The sequence below is a fragment of the Lacipirellula parvula genome (assembly GCF_009177095.1).
Taxonomy (GTDB): Bacteria; Planctomycetota; Planctomycetia; order Pirellulales; family Lacipirellulaceae; genus Lacipirellula; species Lacipirellula parvula.
The window spans coordinates 6,615,119-6,634,478 of the sequence record NZ_AP021861.1 but is presented as its reverse complement, the minus strand read 5'-3'; the positions used below and the strand labels follow the sequence as shown (position 1 = coordinate 6,634,478).

The window sequence follows — 19,360 nt, the reverse complement described above, 5'->3', positions numbered from 1 at the left end:
AGAATGCGCGCCGGAACCTTTTCGGGGAACTTTCTCCGCCGCCCAGGCATCTACATTCTCCAGAGAAGAGCGTGAATCCAACGGTCCCCACCGACGCCGAGCTAGTCGAGGCCGCCCGCGCGGGCGATCGCGCTGCGTTTGGCGATTTGGTGGGGCGGTACCAGGAGCGGCTCTTCAACACGATGCTGCGGATTGCCGGCACGCGCGAAGACGCCGCGGACGCCGTGCAAGATGCGTTTGTGCAGGCTTACCTGAAGCTCGACGCCTTCCGGGGCGACTCGCAGTTTTTCACGTGGCTGTACCGCATTGCGATGAATCAGGCGCTAACCCGCCGGCGGCGAGCGCGGCCGATGGCGTCGATCGACGCGGCCAAAGAGGGAGCCGGGGAGGAACCGATGGATGAAACAGCGGCGCCAGGCGAGCAGATGCTCGTCGACGAGCGGGCCGAGCAGGTTCACACGGCCCTGGCGGAACTGGGTGACCAGCACCGGAAGATTCTGGTGCTGCGGGAAATGGAAGGGTGTTCGTACGAGGCGATTGCGGAGATTCTAGAATTACCGGTCGGGACCGTACGGAGTCGGTTGTTCCGAGCCCGGTTGCAACTCCGCGACCGGCTGCGGAGCATGTGGGGCGAGGAAGCCCCGCAGGCGGGTTAGGGTTTTTAATGCGGGGATTTTTTAACCACGAAATTGACGAAAAGAACGAAAGATGGGAATTCGAGTTTTGGAACCGCGGATAAACGCAGATTGAACAAGAGTCAGTTGTCAGTGGTCCGTTGTCAGTTGCTAGTACAGAGTTGAGCGAGCGGTTGACCGCTTTCCTATTTGCGTCCATCGGCGTTCATCTGCGGTTCCAATGCCTTTCCTTGTTTTCGTACCTTTCGTCGTTTTCGTGGTTGAATCGTATTTGTATTTACTAAGAGCATGACGGCCGAGAACGCTAACGACGAATTCGACGACGAGCTCCTCAGCGCTTATGTCGATGGGGAGCTGACGGCGGCGGAGCGTGCGCGCGTTGAGGAGCGGCTGCGGAACGATCCGCTGGCTGCGGCGCTTGTCGATGAGCTGCGATCGCTGTCGAACGAGATTCAGCGCTTGCCGCGCGAGCCGCTGGGGCTCGACTTGCGTGCGAGCGTGTTGGCTGAGATTGATCAGGCTCGGGCCGATCTTGCCGCGCATGGCCCGGCGACGTTGCCTGAGCCGCCGATCGATCGCTGGGCGGGGATCCGTCGCGGGCTGGTTTGGTCGGCATTGGCGATCGCTGCGACGATCGTGATCGCGATCTTCCAGCCGCCGGAAGAAAAGCACGCGGGCGAGAACGTGGCGAAGGCGAAGAAGGCGCCCGTGATGGCGGCGCCTCGGCAAGAGGAGGCCGAACAGCTGGCACGCGAAGGGGGCGTTGAGCTGCGTCGCGCGGACGACGGCTTGCTCGCGGAGCAGTCGAACGAGCCGCGCGCCGCTGTAAAGCAGAAGGCTGATGAAGTGCCGCCCGGGTTTCGCGCGCAGATGAGCGCTGCGGCGCCGTCTCCGCCCGTGGGCGAGACGACGACGCTCGCCGTCGATGCGGCGGCTGCTCCGGCGACTGTCGCACCAGCAGCTCCCATGTCGGAACCAGCGAGCGCGCCGGCCGATGCCTTGGCGATGGAGTCGTCCGGGACGGGCGGCGCGAGGGCGCTGGAATTCAAAGAAGCGGCGCCGGCCGCTGATGCGGCGCTCGCGGCAGCGGAGCCAATGAGCGATGCGGCGCCGCAAGCGTTTGGCATGGCTGGCGGAGGCGGTGGCGGAGCAGGGGTGCCGAGCCTCGGCAAGAAGGCCGAAGACGCTGTGGCGACCGACGAATCTCAGCGCGCGGCGCTAGAGACGCTCAAAGCAAGCGAAGCGGAAGGAGCGACGACCGTCACGCTCGAACTCGCCAAGCCGGAAGGCGCGGAGTGGTTCCGCGAGTTGCTCGCAAAGAGTGACATCGCTGCGTCGACGCCGTCGAAGGGCGAGGGGGACGAGCTTGGCTGGCCGCTCGCGCGCGGCATGCAGGCCCGAGGGGGATCGATTGCCGCGCACGACAAAGCGGAGCAGGCAGACGCCGCGAGTCGCCAACTCACGACTGGCGGAGCGTTCGACAATGAAGCTGATCGTTCCGAACTCGCTGATGGCAAGATCGAAGCAAAGAACGGGGCGGCGGGCGATCGTTTTTACTTTTACAGCCAAACGTCGCCGGCGCTGGGTGTGGAATTGCGCTCGCGGAACGGCGGCGATCAACAAGTCGTGTGGGTCGAAGCGTCGTCGCAGAAGATCGAGCAGCTGCTTGCTGCGTGTCGCGCGACGGGAGCGATGGTGTCGGCGGTGAGCGTCGACGGCGCTGCGGCGGTCGATGCAGTCGCGCCGCAGCAAACAGGCAAGCCGACAGTGAGCGTTGCCGGCGTTGGTCAGGCTGCGGACGCGGCGCCGCTGACGGGCGGTTTGGCAGTGTCGAGCAGCGAGGCGCCGAAAGAAGCTGCCGCTGCGGATTCACGGGTGCGCGTGTTGTTTGTCTTGCAATCACCGCTGATCGAGGCATCGCCGACGGCTCCGGCGGCGCTTCCAACGGTTGCTCCAGCGACGAGCGGCGAAGCCCGCTGAAGCGTGTTGTTGCCACAACAAATGTTGTGGCTCCCTCCCCCTTGAGGGGAGGGCTGGGGAGGGGGTGGAACGCTGGTACCCGCTTCCGTCACCCCTCCCTAACCCTCCCCCTCAAGGGGAGGGGACCTCACGGGTTAGTTTTTCTTTGGGGATGGGATGGAACGCGCGTGCATCATCGCGCACCTCGTGCTCGCTTCAAGCGCGCTCGGCAATCGGGTAGACTGGTGTCACTTCAGTTCCAGTCGACGTGCCTCCGCTGGCCCGGCTCAACGCCACCGCACCGCAGGGTTTTCCCATGGCAGACGTGACCATTCGCATGCGCCCCAACGGCCCCTTCCTCGTCGAAGGGCCTTTCAAGTTGCTCGATTCCCAGGGGCGCGAGTACAAGCTTGATCCGGCGAAGCCGGCGTACGCGCTCTGCCGCTGCGGCCACTCGGCGAAGCGGCCGTTCTGCGACGGCGCCCACAAGGGCTGCGACTTCGTCTCCGACGAACAAGTGCCCGTGCTGGAGTAGCCGCCGGTCAACGACCGGCCGGTGCGGTGATCGCAAATGTCGAATGCTGAATGTGGAATGGGGGAAGCAGCGCCTCCCAGCCGCTGCGCCGGCGCTACCACATTCCCCATTCAGCATTCGCCATTAATGAGGCATTCCCCATTCGAAAGTCGCTCCGGCGGATCGTTGATCCGCGGCTGCCGACAGCTTATCCCCCGTCGGCGCGCGAAAGTTTGGCGGTTGGCGCGATCGGCGCGGGGCGCCGGACTCGCGAAGATTGCGGCGAATAACGGTGTTGCCGTGGCGCCGTGCGAGAACTCCGCTCTTTTCCACGCCAGCGCCCCTTGCGCCTTGTGGTTTTGCTCGTCGCTAGCGTGATAGAATCCGCGGCCCCGACGAGGCGAGCGTCTCGTCGGCGTCTGGGAATTTCACGCTGCAAGGAGCGATCTGCATGGCCGCCGGAAAGAACGAGTCTGACACCGCTGTTGCTGAAGGAGCGTCGTCGACCGACGAAGCTGCAGGACGGTTTGTCGGACAATGGAATCGCCTGGTCAGTACGACCAACTGGGAAAAGGGGCGAATCATTTGCGAATGGCGCGAAGCGCTGCTCGCTTCCGGCGCCGCGGTGACCGAGTACTCCGATGAAGCGTGGTCGAACCTCGTCGGCCGCGTCACCAGCCAGCACGTCGGCCGGTTGCGTCGCGTCTACCAACGCTTCGGCGACGCGTTCGATCAGTACCAAGGCTTGTTCTGGAGTCACTTCCAAGCGGCGATTGATTGGGAAGACGCCGAGATGTGGCTCGAAGGGGCGATCCACAACGGTTGGTCGGTCTCGCAGATGCGCGGCCAACGTTGGGAAACAGTCGGCAAGCCAGGCGAAACGATGCCGGCTGACGACGAGGAAGCCGCGGGCGACGATGAAGAGGCGCCATGGCTCGGCGAAGACGAGTCGGAAATGGCGTCGCGCGAAGATGCGATCACCGGCGAATCGGCCGAGGTGAAGTCGGTCGAAGGGACCGCCAAGCGGACGAAAGAAGAGTCGGACGAAGAGGCGGAATCGGAAGGTGGCGAGTCGAGCTCGTCGTCCTACGATGACGAATCGCCGAAGAGCCAAAAGAAAGAGCGGACCCGGTTGAGCGTCGAAGTGGGCGACCTGCCTGACGACATTGCCGATGCGTTCGAGCAGTTCAAGCTGGCGATCATCACGCAGCGTCGCTTGGAGTGGGCCGAGACGACGCCGGAGTCGGTGATTGAGTGTCTCGATGCGTTGCGTCAGCTGACGCTCGCACCGATGGATGCGTAGGTCGGGCCTCTAGCCTGACGGCGTGACGTTTGACGTTGCGATGGAACAGAAAAGCCGCGGAGCGAAACCTCCGCGGCTTCTTTTATTGTGTTGTTTCTTCTAGCCCCAGTTGGGGACGTTCCCCAAGAGAAATGTTGCGGCTCCCTCCCCCTTGAGGGGAGGGCTGGGGAGGGGGGAGTGAACCCTGGTACCCGCCTCAATCACCCCTCCCTAACCCTCCCCATCAAGGGGAGGGAACCACAGGGTTTATTTTTGGAGCCAGGGGCTAGGACGCTACGTCGTGCTGGCCGCGTATTGTTCGGCGTAGTCTAACGTCCACTGCTCGATCATATTCTTGAACGCGTCGAGATCGGCGTCCTTCAGCAGGTGGTAGTGATTCCGGCTGAAGTTCTCCTTATTGCGGACGGCGCCCTTCGCGACCACGTCGAGGACGTGGTACTGGTTGTGGGGGCTGACCAGAATCTCCAAACGGCTGAAGTAGTTTTCTCGCCGGCCGTGGCTCATGCCGAAGTCGTCGCGACGGATGGCGCCGCCCCAACCCTTGTCGCTGATTACCGGTTCGTAGTTGAAGCCAGGGAAGTTTTCGGCGAGTTGCTTGAGACAACTTTCGATGTGGTCGTTCAGGATGTTTCGATAGCTCGCGTGAAGCCGGCGGCACTCCTCTTCGCTGAGGGCCTTGGCGGCTTGAGCCTGCGCCTCGGCGTCGCGGGCCTGCTGGCCGCGGAGGGTGGCGCGTTGAAGTCGTTCGCGGAAGTCCATGGAAGGGCGAAGGGGCGATGATGGAACGTGAGGGAATTTAGCCCCGGGCTCTGCCCGGGGGTAGCGGAGCGGCTACCGCATTTATCCTAGGCGCTCGCTCAAAAACTACAACCGAGCCGCGCCGTGAGGCCTTGGAGCAGCAGGTCGTTGTCGTGGGGGCCGGTGGCGTCGTCGAAGAATTGGCCCTGGTTGAGCCAGTCGTTTAGTTCGTAGCCGACCGTTCCGGTCCAACGGCCGTATTTCATATTCAGGCCGAGGATCGCCTGGAACGCGAGGGCGCCGAAGTCGCGGCTGTCGACGTCGACGACGTAATTCGAGTTCGTCGTGCTGCCGTTCTGCGTGTTGGCGATGCGGGTGACGTCGTCGACGTCCCAGTGGCCGATGAGGTACGCCGCGTAGAAGTTGGCTGCGAGGTTGAACTCGCACGCTTCGCCGCGATGGAGGTTCAGAGCATTTTCCAGGCCGAGCTTCGGGCCGATCCCCCAGAAGTCGTTGGTCATCGCTTCGTTCACCTGGCGATGGAGCGGCGCGCCGTTGTCGAGGTAGTTGGCGTCGAACTGCGAGTCGATGTTCTGGTTGATCCAACCGGCGCGGAGGCCAACGACGGGCCGCAGCATCAGCGATTCGCTAGGCTGGAAGCGGCGGCCGAGATCGAAGTCGAACATGTTGTAGTCGATCTCGGCGGCGACCTGGCCGACGTCGAAGTAGCTCGTCGGCGCCGGCGGCTGGTTCATCTTCGCGCCCATGAAGGCGCCGGTCAGTTGGCCGGTCGCGGAGTCGGACGTGCTCGTGTGGAACCGTGTGTAGTAGAACCTTGCGTCGAGATCGCCTTCATGGGCGACGCCCGCGCGGAAGCCGGGGTCGAAGCCATACTCGATGGTGCGGTAGGCGACGAACTGGTTGGCGGGATTGCTGTTCTGGTCGAGCGTCCAGTCGACGGTCTCGGTCGCCTTCCAGTAGAGGAAGTCGCCGAAGAACTCGAGCGCATGCGCGCTCGCGTTGTGGCAGAGGAGTTGCCAACTGAGCGTTAGAAGGAGAATGATACGCCGCATGACGCCCCCTGTAATGTGAGGTCGCCATGCATGGGTAGTTGCTGGAACGTCGGCAGTCGCTGTTGGTTGGCCCACCACTCGAGTTCATAGCCGAGGTGAACCGCGGTCGACACGTGGCCGGGGCGGCTCCACCGCAGGCCGAAGAAATAGCGGAGCATCAACGTGCCGAGGGCCGAGTCTTTGACGGTAGTGGTGATGCTCTCCGCAGGGTAGATGAGGAACGGATCGTGTTGGAAGCGGTCGGTGACGTTCCAGACGCCGTTCATGAAGGCGCCGGAGAACGAGCCGACGAGACTGAGGCCGCTCTCTTTCATGCCCCAACGGCCGTCGATGCCGAACGCGGGGCCGAGACCCCAGTAGTCGTGCTGAACGTCGCCGGTCGCGTGGAGGCCGATGAGCGGGTTTTGCCAATCGGTTTGGATCGATTGGTTGATGATCGCGGCCTTCAGCCCGAGCGTGGGGCGGATGGAAAGCGTTTCCGTGAGCGGGATGTCGCGGCCGGCGACGAGATCGATTGTGTTGTAATCGAGTTGCCACTTGATCGACGCGGCGGTGAACAGGAACGCGTCGAGGCCGCTCGTGAAACCGCTGAACGATTCGGGAAGGATGAGGTGAGCGCCGTCGGCGATCGAGGAGGTTTGCTCGGTAGGAAAGTAGGTCCAGTAGAGCTGCGAGCTCCAGAGCGATTCGTCGGGCGTGAACTCGAACCCGGCGCGGAGGCCGGCGTTCCAATCGAAGTCGACTTGCGCGGGGGTGAATGTGTCGGTGGAAGTCGCGGGATCGGAACTGATGACGCTGGCCCAGACGGAGGAGGTCTCTTGGGAGGCTTGCCAGGCGAGCACGTCGGCGAACGGCGCAAGCTGTTCCGCGGCGACGGCGCGCGAGGCGCCGGCGGCGAGTAAGAGCAGCAGCAGGTAGTTCGTAAGACGCGGCATGCAGAATCAGTTAAAGCATCAACTCCAACTTCCAGGCGAGCCGCTGGCTTGATGCCAGCGGTCTTTTTTAATCCCTCCCCTAGCCCCTCCCTTCAAGGGAGGGGGATTAATCATCAAAAATCAAAGCTCAGCTCAATCAGCCCTCCCTGCAGCGACGTGAGGTTATTCAATCGCCCCATGTTGAACGAGTAAAACTGCATCTGGTTCAACCAAACCTGTGCCTCGTAGCCGAGGCTGATGGCCGCCGTCGTTCCGGCGAACTGTTGCGTCCATTCAATGCCGACGAAGCCGCGAGCCATCGTCGCGGCGCCGTCGATAGGGCTGGCATCGATCGCGATCGATGTCGGCGTCCCGATCGTCGTCGACGTGGGGCCGTCGTTTTGGTAGCGGTCGCTGAACTTCCAGTGGCCGTACATCACCGCGGCCGAGGGCGACGCAACGAGGCGGAGCGAACGGCTCGACGACGTATGGAGCGGAGCGGTCCCTGTGACGCCGATCGCGGGGCCGATGCCCCAAAAATCTTGCTGCAGGTTCTCAACCGCGGAATCGAACAGATAAACGTGCGAACCGTCGTTGATCGGGTTCTGCCAACGCGAGTGAATCGTTTGGTCGATGATCGCCGCTTTCAAGCCGGCGTAGGGGCGCAGCGTGAGCGAATGGTCGACGACGAAGGTGCGGCCGACTTCGAAGTCGATCGCGTGAAAGTCAAAATCCCAATCGACGGCGGCCTGCTCGTAGTGCGGGCCGAACGACGAGCCGTCGGTGTTGTCGACGTAGAAGTTGCCGAGGAAGGCGGAGTAGACGGCGCCCGAGGCTTGGTTGGTCGCCTGGGTGGAGAAGTTCGTGTAAGCGAGGCCGACGTCGAAGCCATCGTTTAGTTGCTTCGCCATGCCGACGCGGAGGCCGGCGTTCCAGTCGAACGGGGCGTCGATCAGTTGGACCGTGCCGCTGTTGGCGAGGCCGCTGGGGGGAGCAATCTCTTGAGCCCAGTTGTCGGCGGCGCCTTCGCGGACGTTCCAAATGAGCAGGTCGGCGAAGAACGAGACGCGGTGAGCTGGCGACGGCGCTGACTGCAGGAGGGCGTCGTCGAACGAGACGGGCGTCGCGTGTTCGAACTCCGCGGCGGCGAGCTCGCTCGGCTGTTCGAGCACCGGCGGCAGCGGGGCGAGTTCCGCGACCGGCTCCGCAGCGCGAGCGGCGAGCGGGCAGGGCGCCAGCAGCAGTAGCACGACTCGCCACCAAGCCCGCCAACGGCGTCCGGCGCGTTCGCCGGGCACGCTGGTGGAGGTTGGGCTCGTCATGCGATTTGGCAGAAGCGGAGGCCGCAGAGGCGGTCGGCATGCTAGCAGCCGGCGGCTCCGAGGCGTGATCAGGCGGCGAAATGTCGCGGCAATGTCGACTTTATCGGCGCATTTTCGCGCGCGAGTGAGGGTTTGCGCCTGCTGTCGACGGAATATGCAGGCCAAGCTCCGCTAGCAGCGGCTTTGGGCACATTTCCGATTTCCCCTCCGATTGGCTCAACGTCCCAAACCGCGCCAGACGATACCACCCAATGCGTGTGAGGGGGCGCATGCGCCATTGATGGCGTGAGCGGCTCATGGATGAGCCCGATGCGTCGCACGCAACTGAGTCATCGCGTTACGACATGTCACCGATGGGAGGGACCCCTCGAGATGTCTGCTAGCTACCTGAGAATTTACCGCGGTCCGGAAGAAGTCAGCACGCCGACGCTGGCCAAGTCGACCGCCGGCAAGCCCTGCGTCACCGCCCCGCTGAGCGAGGTGTTGCCGCTGCTCGCCGACGCCGTGAACAGCCGTCGCACTTGGCTGAGCGACTTCGAGGACGACGAGATCACCCTCTCGGCCGACCTGTACGAAGTGCTGCTGGCCTACCAGTACTACCGTCGCCCCTCGGCCTGAGCGGGATCGCTCGCGACCGAGTTTGAACACCTTCGAAGCAGCCCGGCGTCACCCGCCGGGCTGTTTTCGTTGCGTCTGGTTGCTAAGAATACTGAAGACTGGACAGGATTACAGGATGAGGGGGATCGACAGGATTTCGGTAAGAACGAATTTCATCCCGTTGATCTCTGACATCCTGTTATCCTGTCAAAAAAATCGAACCGCGTTCCAGCGCAGTCCCAGGGCCTGTGCGTTGCGCTGACTGTTAGAGAGAGCGAAAGAGCATGTCGACCGTTGATTCCCAGCTTCCGATGGAGCCTGACGATATTTCCGATCTGATCGCGATGCTACGCGAGTCGACCGACAAGATGCACGCCGATCGCATCGATCGCGGCGACTTGAAGATCCTCGCCCGCACGATCCGCGAACTGCGGTATGCGTTCAAAGTCTTCGCCGGCTATCGGGGGAAGCGGAAGGTGACCGTCTTCGGCTCAGCCCGCACGCCGGCCGACGCGCCGGCCTACGTGCAGGCGATGGAGCTCGGCAAGGAGATGGCCGACCGGCAGTGGTTGGTCGTCACCGGCGCCGCCAGCGGCATCATGGAGGCGGGGCATCGCGGCGCGGGGCGCGAGAACTCGATGGGGCTCAACATTATGTTGCCCTTCGAGCAGTCGTCGAACGAAATCATTCGCGACGATCCGAAGCTCGTGAACATGAAGTACTTCTTCACGCGCAAGCTGATGTTCGTCAAAGAGTGCGACGCCGTGGTCTGCCTGCCGGGCGGCTTCGGCACGCTCGACGAAGGGCTCGAAGTGCTCACGCTGTTGCAAACAGGCAAACGCGACATGGTGCCCGTGATTTTGCTCGACGAGCCGGGCGGCACTTATTGGAAAGACTTCCACGCGTTCGTCGACAAGCATCTGTGGGGCGAGCGAATGATCTCGCACGTTGACTTCCGTTTGTACAAAGTGTTCGACACGGTCGAGGAGACTGTCGGCGAGATTATGCAGTTCTATCGTGTGTTCCACAGCATGCGGTTCGTGCGGAAGGAACTAGTGTTCCGCTTGCAGCACAAGCTGCCGGAGGAGACGCTCGCGGAGATCAATCGCGACTTCACCGACCTCTTGGCGAAGGGCGAGTTCGTGCAGCGCGAAGCGTTTAAGGAAGAAGCCGACGACTTTAGCCTCTCGACGTTGCCGCGGTTGGCGTTTCACTTCAATCGACGGAACTATGGGCGGCTGCGGGTGCTGATTGATTTAATCAACGAAGCGAAGCCGCCGGCGATTGAGGAAGCGAAGCGGCATGTGCCTACGCTATCGTAGGCCACAAGTCGAACGGTGGCCCGTTGGCTGGTTGTTTCGGGGCGAGGCTAGGGCATTCAATCAATTCATGAACGTCTTCTCGTTCGACCAACGGTACTTCTTCGACCGGCAGCCCGGTTGTGAGCGTTGGTACGCCTGCCTGCATCCGGCGCTAAATCGCGACGCCTCCGACGAGTTTGCTCACGGTTATTTTCGCGTTTCCGATGGCCATTACGACGGACCGCCGGGGGATGGAAGGTGCTTCAGTGCAGAACAGATTCGGGAAATCGAAGTGACGCTGGCGAGTCGTGTTCGCGAGATGGATCTGAAGCAGTTCGATGTTTATCGAGAACTGCCGAGGCATTATCAGGAACTAGGAGCGAAGACGAATCGGTATTCCGATATTTTTCACCGACTGCGAACGAGCGGCTGTTACGATCCTGATTTCGCCGTCGCCTTCGACCAACTAATTAGTGAGGAGCCGGCGTATCGCTTGACCAGAGAATTCGTTGGAAGAGTGCTGGAACGAGCTGGCAGCGTGTCGGCGGCAGACCGAGATAAAAGGCTTCGCGAAGTACTAAGAGATTCTTGGATTTACGATGTCGAACCGGATCCCAATCGGAAAGAAACGTTCGAGACTTATTACAAGAAGAGCGTGAATGGGCTGATGTTTCCAAAGCCTGTAGAGCGTCGCGAAGGCTCGGAATACACGATGTATCAGATTGAAGGCCTTCCCCGCGTGTACATGGTTGCCGAAGAATCCACAGCATCCGATCGCGATTCGTTTAGAACAATTCGACACTACCTTGATCGCGAATCCGCCATCGTTCCGTTGGGGCTGCCGGGGGATTGCTACATCATTTGAATGCGGCGGTCCAAGCCGCTGGTGTCGCCCCCGGAGGCCGTGGGCCTCCGGCTAGGGGGCGTTTAGTCGTTTGGGACGACCTCTTCAGCGTTCCGTGGCTGCAGTCGCGTGCTATTTTCGGCGTTTGTACCGCTAGTTGGCCGGTTTCTTGGGGTGCGGTATTTGGATAACGTGCTCTGGACGTAATGTCGCCGTATGTGGTAGTCAGGCGGGATAGAGAGTTGAATAGCGGCCGTTTGGCCCGTCTTGGCCCGCGGAGCGTCACGGATGACAGCCTCGGCAACTTCCACTAATACTAGCGAAAAAGGGCGTCTGGCCGGTCTGGACCTCCTACGTCTGCTCGCCGTGTTGTTGGTGCTCGGTTGCCATATGGAGGCGTTGCCCGAGGGTTGGGATTCGCCCCTGCGGCCGCTGATCCGCGAGTGGATGGACAACGGTGCGCGGGGCGTCGACCTGTTTTTCGTGCTGAGCGGGTTTCTCGTCTCCGGATTGCTGTTCTCTGAATATCGCAAGCGGAACGAGGTGTCGATCGCGCGGTTCTATGCCCGGCGGGCCTGGCGGATCTATCCGCCGTTCTTCGTGTTGATCGGCGTGACCCTGCTGCATGCGCGGTACGCACTCAATTGGACGCCGCCTCAGGAGTGGGTACTCGCCGAGGTCTTCTTCTTGCAGAGTTACTTGCAAGGGCTCTGGAATCATACGTGGACGTTAGCGGTTGAAGAGCATTTTTACTTGGTGATGCCGTTGCTGCTGGCGGCGATGATGTGGAGAAATCGAGGTGCGGCGAATCCCTTTCGAGCGGTGCCGTGGTTCGTGGGAGCGGTACTGATCGCAGGAACCGCGATCCGGCTGATGAACTGGAAAATGCGCCCAGAATACAACGTTTACGCTCATACATTTCACACTCACCTGCGGCTCGATTCGCTGTTCTTCGGGACGCTGGTGGCATATGCCTACCATTTCCATGCCGAGTCGTTTCGCCGCATCGCCCATCCGCTTCGGTTCGTGCTCATCGCCGCGGGCGTCGCGTTGCTGTTCTCTCGCAGTTTCATTCCCATGAGCATCGCCTACCTGGTGACGTTCGGGTACGCGCAGTGTTACGTCGGCTCGGCGGCACTGATGATCGGCGTGCTGATGTGCGAGATTCCCAAGAACCGAGTGATCGCGTGGCTTGCGATGCTCGGCACGTATTCGTATTCGATCTACCTGTGGCACATGACCGTCATGCAGTGGGCCGTGCCGAAGATGCATGGCAGCGTCTCGTGGCCGCTGCGACAGGCCATTTACATGGCGGCCGCGTTCATTATCGGCCTGGGGATGGCGAAGATCGTCGAGGCGCCCGTGCTGAAATTGCGGGATCGCTGGCATCCTTCGCGGACTACCGGCAACGCGGTCGTCAGGCTAACGCCGCCGGAAGCGGAACCGCTGCAGAGGGCGGCTTGAGTCGCTTAGCGCCGGCTCTCTGACTGCACAAACTCAACGAGCGCCTTCACATTGTCGACCGGCGTCTGCTGCAGTACGCCGTGGCCGAGATTAAAGATGTGGCCAGGGCGATTCGCCGCGGAGGCAAGCACCGCGCGGGCTTGCGATTCGATCGACGCGCGGTCGGCCAGCAAGATCGTCGGGTCGAGGTTCCCTTGCACGGCTCGGTCATAGCCCACGGTGCGCCACGCATCAGCCAAGTCGATCCGCCAGTCGACGCCGATGACGTCGCCGCCTGCTTCGGCCATCAGCGGCAGCAGCGACGGGTTGCCGGTGCCGAAGTGGATCAGCGGGGCGCCGGGCGAAAGGCCGTCGGCGATGCTGCGGACGTGCGGCAGCACGAACGTCCGGTAGTCGGCGGGCGACAGGCAGCCGACCCAGCTATCGAACAATTGCACCGCCTGAGCGCCGGCGGCGATTTGGGCGTTGAGGTAACGCGTAATCGACCGCGACAGCCGCTCCATCAGTTCTCGCCATGCGGCCGGTTCGCGGTACATCAGCGTCTTCGTGTGGAGGAAGTTGCGGCTGCCGCCCCCTTCGATCGCGTAGCTGGCGAGCGTGAACGGGGCGCCGGAGAAGCCGATGAGCGGAATGTGCTCCGGCAGGTCTTTGCGAGTCTGCGTCACCGTTTCGAAGACGAAGTGGAGCGACTCGGTGCTTTCGAGTTCGATCACTCGCGACACGTCTTCCGATTCACGGACCGGGTTGTGGATTTGCGGGCCGTCGCCGGGGGCGAACTCGAGGTCGAGGCCCATCGGTTCGAGGATCGGCAGCAGGTCGGAGAAGATGATCGCCGCGTCGACGCCGAGGCGATTGACGGCGGTGCACATCACTTCGCTGCAGAGCTTGGGGTTCTTGCACAGTTCGAGAAACGACTGCTTCGCGCGGACTTCGCGGTACTCGGCCATGTAGCGGCCCGCTTGCCGCATGAGCCAGATCGGCGTGTAGGGAACCGGCTCGCGGCGGCAGGCTCGCATGAAGGGGCCGGCCTGCGACGGGTGGTTGTCGTGCTGCGTGAGGTCGCGCTGAGCGCCTCGCGGGGCGGCGGCCTGCGTGGTGACCGCCGTGTAGTGGTTCCAGCCCGCGGCGATTGTTTGCTTGCGTTCCAAAATCGACTTCGCTTGCGAGGCCGACTCGGCGACGAGGTGGCCGAGCTTAGGATGCGACGGTTCGAAGTCGACCGGCAGGCCGTTCGCGCGGAGCATTTCGCTGGTGGTCGGACCGACGGAGGCGATCGCCGTTTGGCGGAAGGCGTCGCGAACTTGTTGTTCGAGGTCGAGTTCCTTGGCCACGCGCAACACGTGGAGCACTTGCTGGGCGGAAGTAAACATCGCTAGATCGAGTTCGCCGGCAGCGAGTCGCTTAATGTTCTCGCGCAACGGAGCGGCGTCTTCGGGCAGATCCCAGCGGTAGACTTTGAACGATTCGACGATGGCGCCGCGGGCTTCGAGGCCGGCGACGAGGCTGACGTTCGGCACGCCGTACTCTTGGACCGCGACAGTGAGATTCGCGACCGGGAGCTTCGCGTCGAGTTCGGCGAGGACTTCGCGCCAAGTGTTCGGCTCTGGCGCGACGATCGTCGGCGTGATCTGCAACTCGCGCATCACGGCGAGCGGCTTCGGTCCGCGGACGATCGTTTTTACGTCGGCGAGCGTATCGAGAAAGCGTTGGCGATCGATGTGACGTTCGACGCGCGCGACCATCTCGCGCGTGCCGACGCCGGTGAGGAGAATCACGGCTTCGATCTGGCCGGTGATGAGACGGTGACCAAAATCAACGACCGAGCGATCGGCTTCGACGGGGATTTCGCGCATTGAGGGACTCACATGCGCGACGCCGCCGAAGCGTTCGATCATCCGCGTCGTGTCGTCGGCTTTGCGACTTTCGAACGAGGCGATGCGGAGTCCGTCGTACGACGGCGGCGAAGTTCCCATGAAACGATCGACCTGTGCGTATGTGATGGCCCGCCGTGGTGAGCGACGGCGGCGAGTGCTGGGTAATCGCCCAGTTTATCACACTGGAGCGCGGCCGCCGACCTGCGGATTTTCCGCGGGAATGTGGCGGTTTTTCTGCGAAACGGACGGATGAAATGCAAAGAAGATTAACCGCGAATCACGCGAATTGGCACGAATAAAAAATTCTGTTGGCTCTGGGTTGCGCACTCCATTGTGAGTGACGGAAACAGTTTGTTCGTGCGTGTCATTGTCAACCGAAATTATTCGCGACGATTCGCGTGATTCGCGGTTTGCAATTTAGTTCGCATTTTCTGACCTGCGCATCAGCACTAGCGCAACCAGAATTGTAAGGCCTGAGATCGCGCGAGCGTCACGCATTCGACGCTTCACAATTTGTCAACTACCGCGCGCAACACATTTTGTGGTGTCGCACAAATGCACTGCGCGACGCGCTGAATTCATTCTGCAAAAAGTTGCTTGACACACGACGACAACTCCGCAAAATGACCGCAGGTTCGAACAGGAAGTTTGGCCGAGCGACTTGCTTCCGACGCGTGTGATTGTGGCCCATCATGCGTCGTGCTTGGAATTGCTTGGCAGGCTTCGTCTCCTGTGGCGGCGCGACCTAGCCTGTGCGTCGCGGTTAGTTGTGTCTCATTTTGCGAGGCGTTGCGCGCATTGCGAACGCCGCCTCCCAACTAGGCACGCAACTTGCCCGTCAGATCATCTCGATCTGGCGTCGCAATGCGAACCAGACCGCTGAGGCGACGCCTGCACTCAGCGTGAAGAACAAATTTGGCGCTCCTGCGTGGGGGGAATACTCGCAGTGAGAGACGCCATTCGATGCGTTGGGGGGCGACGACTGACTGGATCGACCGTCGGCGAAGTCATTTCGCGTGCCCGGATGTCCTCCCCAGCTTTTTTCGCCGTGAGGCGCCTAAACGGGGCTTGTGGTACCATGCCACAAGCCCCGTTTTTGTTTCATGGTCTCTTATTGCGCCTGCGGAGAGTCGTAGTCGGCTTGCTTGGCGATGGCTCACGCACTTGTTGCCCTCGGTGCGAATCTCGGCGACCGCGCGCGGCAGCTTGGCGGCGCGCTCGACGAGTTCGCGCGATTGCCGGAGTCGCAACTGATCCGCCGCAGCGGGTGGTTCGAGACCCCCCCGATAGGCGGGCCGACAGGGCAGGGGGCGTTTCTCAATGGCGCGGCCTTATTGGAAACGTCTCTCGCGCCGACAGCACTGCTAGCAGCGCTGCAGCGAATTGAGGATGCGCTCGGCCGCGTTCGCACCGAACGTTGGGGAGCCAGGGTGATCGATCTCGATCTACTCCTCTACGATCAGTTCGTAAGCTCTCAACAACATTCACTTCTCTCTGGCTCCCTCCCCCTTGAGGGGAGGGTTGGGGAGGGGGTGGAACGCTGGTACCCGCTGCAATCACCCCTCCCTAGCCCTCCCCCTCAAGGGGAGGGGACCTCAGAGTCATTAGTCGCTCGCTCTCTCGACGGTTCGCAGGTAAGTGAGATTCGCCGCCCGCCCTGTCATGCGGACAATCTCATTGTCCCGCATCCGCGGATGGCGTTTCGGCGCTTCGTCCTTGAGCCGGCTGCCGCCGTCGCGCCGGGAATGATCCATCCGCCAAGCGGCTGGACGGTCGCTGCGCTGCTGAGGCAACTTCAACATGGCACCGATGTCGCCGCAGTGATCGCGGACAGCGAGCAACAGGCTGAAGCGTGGGCCGAGCGACTGCGTGCTCACTTCCGCAATGCATTTGCGGCGAGCCCTGGTGCGCTCGCGTTGCCGCAAATCGTGACGTGGGCTGCCTACCGCGCGGGCGCCGACGAGTCGCGGCGACGCCGGCCGAAATTAATTTTGAATTTTTCTAGCGCGTCCACGGCCGCTGGTGAATCGCCGACGCAGCCCGCCAGACCCGCGTTCCACGCCGGGGCTGGTTCGCGTAGAATGCCTAACCTTCCAACCGGCGGCCCCGTCGCGTGGATCTCTCAACTCGGGGCGGCCGACCCGATGACCGAAGCGGCGGCGGCGATCCAAGCAGTGTGGCCGGAGCTGGCGGCGGTCGCACCCCCTTCGGATTAGCTCGCGATGCCCGCCGCCGTGCCTCGTTCCCTTCAGGTGATCAACGGCGTTGAAGCGATGCGCACCGCGATTCGCGACGTGCAGCGCGGCGGCGAGACGGTCGGCTTCGTGCCGACGATGGGCGCCCTGCACGAGGGGCACCTCAGTTTGATCGACGCGGCTGCCGCGGAATGCGATCGCGTCGCGGCGAGTATTTTCGTCAACCCAACGCAGTTCGGTCCGAACGAAGACTTTACGAAGTACCCGCGGCCGCTGGAGCGTGATCTCGATTTGCTGCGGGAGCGGGGCTGCGAGTTCGTGTTCGTGCCCGAGGCGGCTGAGATGTATCCGGCGGGCTATGGCACGTCGATCGACGTCGGCGCCGTCGCCGTGCCGTGGGAAGGCGCCGCACGTCCGGGGCATTTTTCTGGCGTCGCGACGGTGGTGCTGAAGCTGTTCGAATGCGTGCCGGCCGATCGGGCGTACTTCGGGCGGAAAGATTATCAGCAGACGCTCGTCGTGAAGCGGATGGCCGCCGACCTCAACCTGCCGGTCGATGTGCGAGTTTGCGCGATCATTCGCGACGCCGACGGGCTCGCGCTCAGTTCGCGGAACGTTTACCTCAGCCCCGATGAGCGGCGGCGAGCGCTCTCGCTGAGCCAATCGCTGCGGTTGGCAGAAGAATTAATTTCCGGCGGCGAGCGCGACGCACTTATGGTTCGTGAGCGGATGCTAGCACACCTGGCGGCGGCCGGCGACGTGAACGTCGAGTACGTCGCGATCGTCCGCGACGAGACGGTCGACGAAGTTGCGACGATCAGCGGCCCGATTACGATTGCCGTCGCAGCGAAGGTCGGCACGACGCGGCTGATCGATAATTTGCGGATTGGCTAATCGCGTCAGTTGTCAGTGGTCCGTTGTCAGTTGCGACTAGATAGCGGCATCTACCAGCTGGCCTTCACAACTGACGACTGACAACGGACAACTGACAAGCCCGCCGCTAACGATCGACAACCGACCAGATATTCACCCAAGTAATATTCCCCCATGTGCTCTGAACTTTTTCGGATTCCGCTGAAATGGGACAACGTGCCGATCTTCGGCGCGGGGGTGTTGCTGCTGTTGTGGGCCGTGTTCAGCGTGCTGGGGCTGAAGTCGACCGCGCGGGCAATGGGGTGGCCGGCGGCGCTCAAGGCGCACTTGCCGACGATCGTCATCGTCGGCGTGGCGCTGGTGTTTTTTGTGCCGAAGTACTTTCCCGACGGCGTGCCGATTCGCGGTTACGGGATGATGGTGCTGCTCGGCAGCATCGCCGGCATTTGGATGTCGGTTCATCGTGCGCAACAGGCGGGCGTCGCTGGTGAAGAGATTCTTGGTCTTGCCGTATGGATGTTCATCTCCGGCGTCATCGGCGCGAGATTGTTTTACGTCGTCGAATATTGGGAAGATCGCATCCGCCAAGCTGATGTGCTGTCGACGATCAAGACGGCGCTCAGCTTCACCGAAGGCGGGCTCGTCGTGTACGGCGCCTTCATCGGCGCGATGATCGGCTTCACGCTTTACATGCGGCGCCGCGGATTGCCGGCGCTCGCGATCTCCGACATGATCTGCGCGGGGATGCTCGTGGGGCTCGCGTTCGGCCGCATTGGGTGCCTGATGAACGGTTGCTGCTACGGCGGCGAGTCGGATGTGGCGTGGGCGATCACCTTCCCGCGCGAGAGCGGTCCCGAGATGATCAGCCCGCCGTATGGCGACCAAGCGACGTCGGGAGCTTTCTATGGATTTCACCTGCGCTCAAGCTCCGACGAAATGGCGCCGGCGATCATCGATCGCGTGAACGAAGGCTCGCTCGCCGCGACGGCCGGTTTGAAGGCGGGCGATCGCGTCATCAAGATCGACGAGAAACTGCTGGCCGGAGTCGCGGGCGCCGAGATGCTCGTCTACGAAGCCTTCCTGCAAGGCAAGCCAATGGTGCTGACGACCAGCGACAACGCCACGCACGAGATACCGGCCATTGAGCCGCCGCCGCGCAGTCGACCCGTGCATCCGGCGCAGCTCTACAGCACGATTACTGCCGCGCTGTTGGCGTGGGTGCTGTGGTCGTTTTACCCCTTCCGGCGTCGCGACGGCGCGGTGACGGCGCTGATGATTACGCTCTATCCAATCGCCCGTTTTTGCGAGGAATCGATCCGCGTCGACGAGTCGGCGGTGTTCGGCACCGGGATGAGTATTTCGCAGAATGTGAGCATTCTGCTGCTTGTGGCGGCCGGGGCGATGTGGGTCTGGTTGCTGCGTAAACCGGCCGGAAATCTGGCTTTTCCCGACACGGCCGTCAGTTCTTGATGAACCCTCGGGGCACTCGCTCCGTTGGGATATGAACGGCTTGCGCTCTGTAGTCGTCTCGGCTCAGGTGGGCAGCTTCGTGCAAGAGATTGTTGGAGGGGTCTCCGACCCCGATGCGGCTTCGCGCAGTCACGAGCGTTTGTGGCGGTGAACGTCATCGGCGTCGGAGACGCCTCCCACAGGAACTCGCGTTGTGGAGGCCGACCCCCTGGCAGAGCCAGGGGCTAAAAAAATCCTTCAGGATTTTTGCCACTTTTCGTGCAAGGCAAAAGGCTGAGCGGTAA

At 62.2% G+C, this 19,360-nt stretch carries 16 protein-coding genes; 11 read left to right on the top strand and 5 right to left on the bottom strand.

The features are described from left to right. Window positions 1–71 precede the first annotated feature (71 nt). From PLANPX_RS25885 to PLANPX_RS25870, 4 genes are all read left to right on the top strand, one after another. Entirely contained in the window at window positions 72–656 is a 585-nt protein-coding gene (locus tag PLANPX_RS25885) for an RNA polymerase sigma factor (RefSeq protein WP_232536251.1), read from the top strand. Window positions 657–923: 267 nt separating this feature from the next. Then, window positions 924–2,615 carry an anti-sigma factor family protein gene (locus tag PLANPX_RS25880; protein ID WP_152101518.1) on the top strand — a complete coding sequence of 564 codons (1,692 nt, stop codon included), beginning with the start codon at window positions 924–926 and terminating at the stop codon, window positions 2,613–2,615. Between the two features lie 295 nt (window positions 2,616–2,910). After that, window positions 2,911–3,129: a CDGSH iron-sulfur domain-containing protein gene (locus tag PLANPX_RS25875; RefSeq protein ID WP_152101517.1), complete on the top strand. Its 219-nt coding sequence runs from the start codon at window positions 2,911–2,913 to the stop codon at window positions 3,127–3,129. A gap of 430 nt (window positions 3,130–3,559) precedes the next feature. Beyond that, window positions 3,560–4,411, top strand: coding sequence for a hypothetical protein (locus PLANPX_RS25870; protein ID WP_152101516.1), 852 nt, complete (start codon window positions 3,560–3,562; stop codon window positions 4,409–4,411). A 273-nt stretch (window positions 4,412–4,684) separates the two neighbouring features. On the opposite strand, the gene PLANPX_RS25865 is transcribed toward PLANPX_RS25870, so the two are convergent. The 4 genes from PLANPX_RS25865 to PLANPX_RS25850 all read right to left on the bottom strand — a co-directional run bounded on the left by PLANPX_RS25865 (window position 4,685) and on the right by PLANPX_RS25850 (window position 8,458). After that, window positions 4,685–5,170: a hypothetical protein gene (locus PLANPX_RS25865; RefSeq protein WP_152101515.1), complete on the bottom strand. Its 486-nt coding sequence runs from the start codon at window positions 5,168–5,170 to the stop codon at window positions 4,685–4,687. 98 nt (window positions 5,171–5,268) lie between these two features. Continuing rightward, window positions 5,269–6,222 carry an Lpg1974 family pore-forming outer membrane protein gene (locus PLANPX_RS25860; protein ID WP_152101514.1) on the bottom strand — a complete coding sequence of 318 codons (954 nt, stop codon included), beginning with the start codon at window positions 6,220–6,222 and terminating at the stop codon, window positions 5,269–5,271. Then, window positions 6,198–7,157, bottom strand: coding sequence for an Lpg1974 family pore-forming outer membrane protein (locus PLANPX_RS25855; protein WP_152101513.1), 960 nt, complete (start codon window positions 7,155–7,157; stop codon window positions 6,198–6,200). The genes PLANPX_RS25860 and PLANPX_RS25855 overlap by 25 nt, the downstream gene beginning before the upstream one ends. A 113-nt stretch (window positions 7,158–7,270) precedes the next feature. Further along, a complete protein-coding gene (locus tag PLANPX_RS25850) occupies window positions 7,271–8,458 on the bottom strand; it encodes an Lpg1974 family pore-forming outer membrane protein (protein WP_152101512.1) in 1,188 nt (395 codons plus the stop codon). Between the two features lie 372 nt (window positions 8,459–8,830). On the opposite strand from PLANPX_RS25850, the gene PLANPX_RS25845 reads away from it, so the two are divergent. The 4 genes from PLANPX_RS25845 to PLANPX_RS25830 all read left to right on the top strand — a co-directional run bounded on the left by PLANPX_RS25845 (window position 8,831) and on the right by PLANPX_RS25830 (window position 12,664). Continuing rightward, window positions 8,831–9,076: a hypothetical protein gene (locus tag PLANPX_RS25845; RefSeq protein WP_152101511.1), complete on the top strand. Its 246-nt coding sequence runs from the start codon at window positions 8,831–8,833 to the stop codon at window positions 9,074–9,076. Window positions 9,077–9,339: 263 nt separating this feature from the next. Further along, the gene (locus PLANPX_RS25840; protein ID WP_152101510.1) at window positions 9,340–10,377 is read left to right on the top strand and encodes a TIGR00730 family Rossman fold protein; all 1,038 of its coding nucleotides are present in this window, start codon (window positions 9,340–9,342) and stop codon (window positions 10,375–10,377) included. 67 nt (window positions 10,378–10,444) lie between these two features. Continuing rightward, window positions 10,445–11,221, top strand: coding sequence for a hypothetical protein (locus PLANPX_RS25835; RefSeq protein ID WP_152101509.1), 777 nt, complete (start codon window positions 10,445–10,447; stop codon window positions 11,219–11,221). Between the two features lie 267 nt (window positions 11,222–11,488). Continuing rightward, window positions 11,489–12,664: an acyltransferase family protein gene (locus tag PLANPX_RS25830; protein ID WP_152101508.1), complete on the top strand. Its 1,176-nt coding sequence runs from the start codon at window positions 11,489–11,491 to the stop codon at window positions 12,662–12,664. A gap of 5 nt (window positions 12,665–12,669) precedes the next feature. Here PLANPX_RS25830 and hemE read toward each other — a convergent pair whose 3' ends face one another. Then, complete coding sequence (gene hemE, locus PLANPX_RS25825; protein WP_152101507.1) at window positions 12,670–14,637, bottom strand: uroporphyrinogen decarboxylase; 1,968 nt, start codon at window positions 14,635–14,637, stop codon at window positions 12,670–12,672. A 1,052-nt stretch (window positions 14,638–15,689) separates the two neighbouring features. Here hemE and folK point away from each other — a divergent pair. From folK to PLANPX_RS25810, 3 genes are all read left to right on the top strand, one after another. Next, window positions 15,690–16,754 carry a 2-amino-4-hydroxy-6-hydroxymethyldihydropteridine diphosphokinase gene (folK, locus tag PLANPX_RS25820; protein ID WP_152101506.1) on the top strand — a complete coding sequence of 355 codons (1,065 nt, stop codon included), beginning with the start codon at window positions 15,690–15,692 and terminating at the stop codon, window positions 16,752–16,754. 18 nt (window positions 16,755–16,772) lie between these two features. Continuing rightward, window positions 16,773–17,627, top strand: a complete 855-nt coding sequence (panC, locus tag PLANPX_RS25815) for a pantoate--beta-alanine ligase (protein ID WP_232536249.1) — start codon at window positions 16,773–16,775, stop codon at window positions 17,625–17,627. Window positions 17,628–17,780: 153 nt separating this feature from the next. Next, window positions 17,781–19,076 carry a prolipoprotein diacylglyceryl transferase family protein gene (locus tag PLANPX_RS25810; protein ID WP_152101504.1) on the top strand — a complete coding sequence of 432 codons (1,296 nt, stop codon included), beginning with the start codon at window positions 17,781–17,783 and terminating at the stop codon, window positions 19,074–19,076. Window positions 19,077–19,360: the final 284 nt, after the last annotated feature.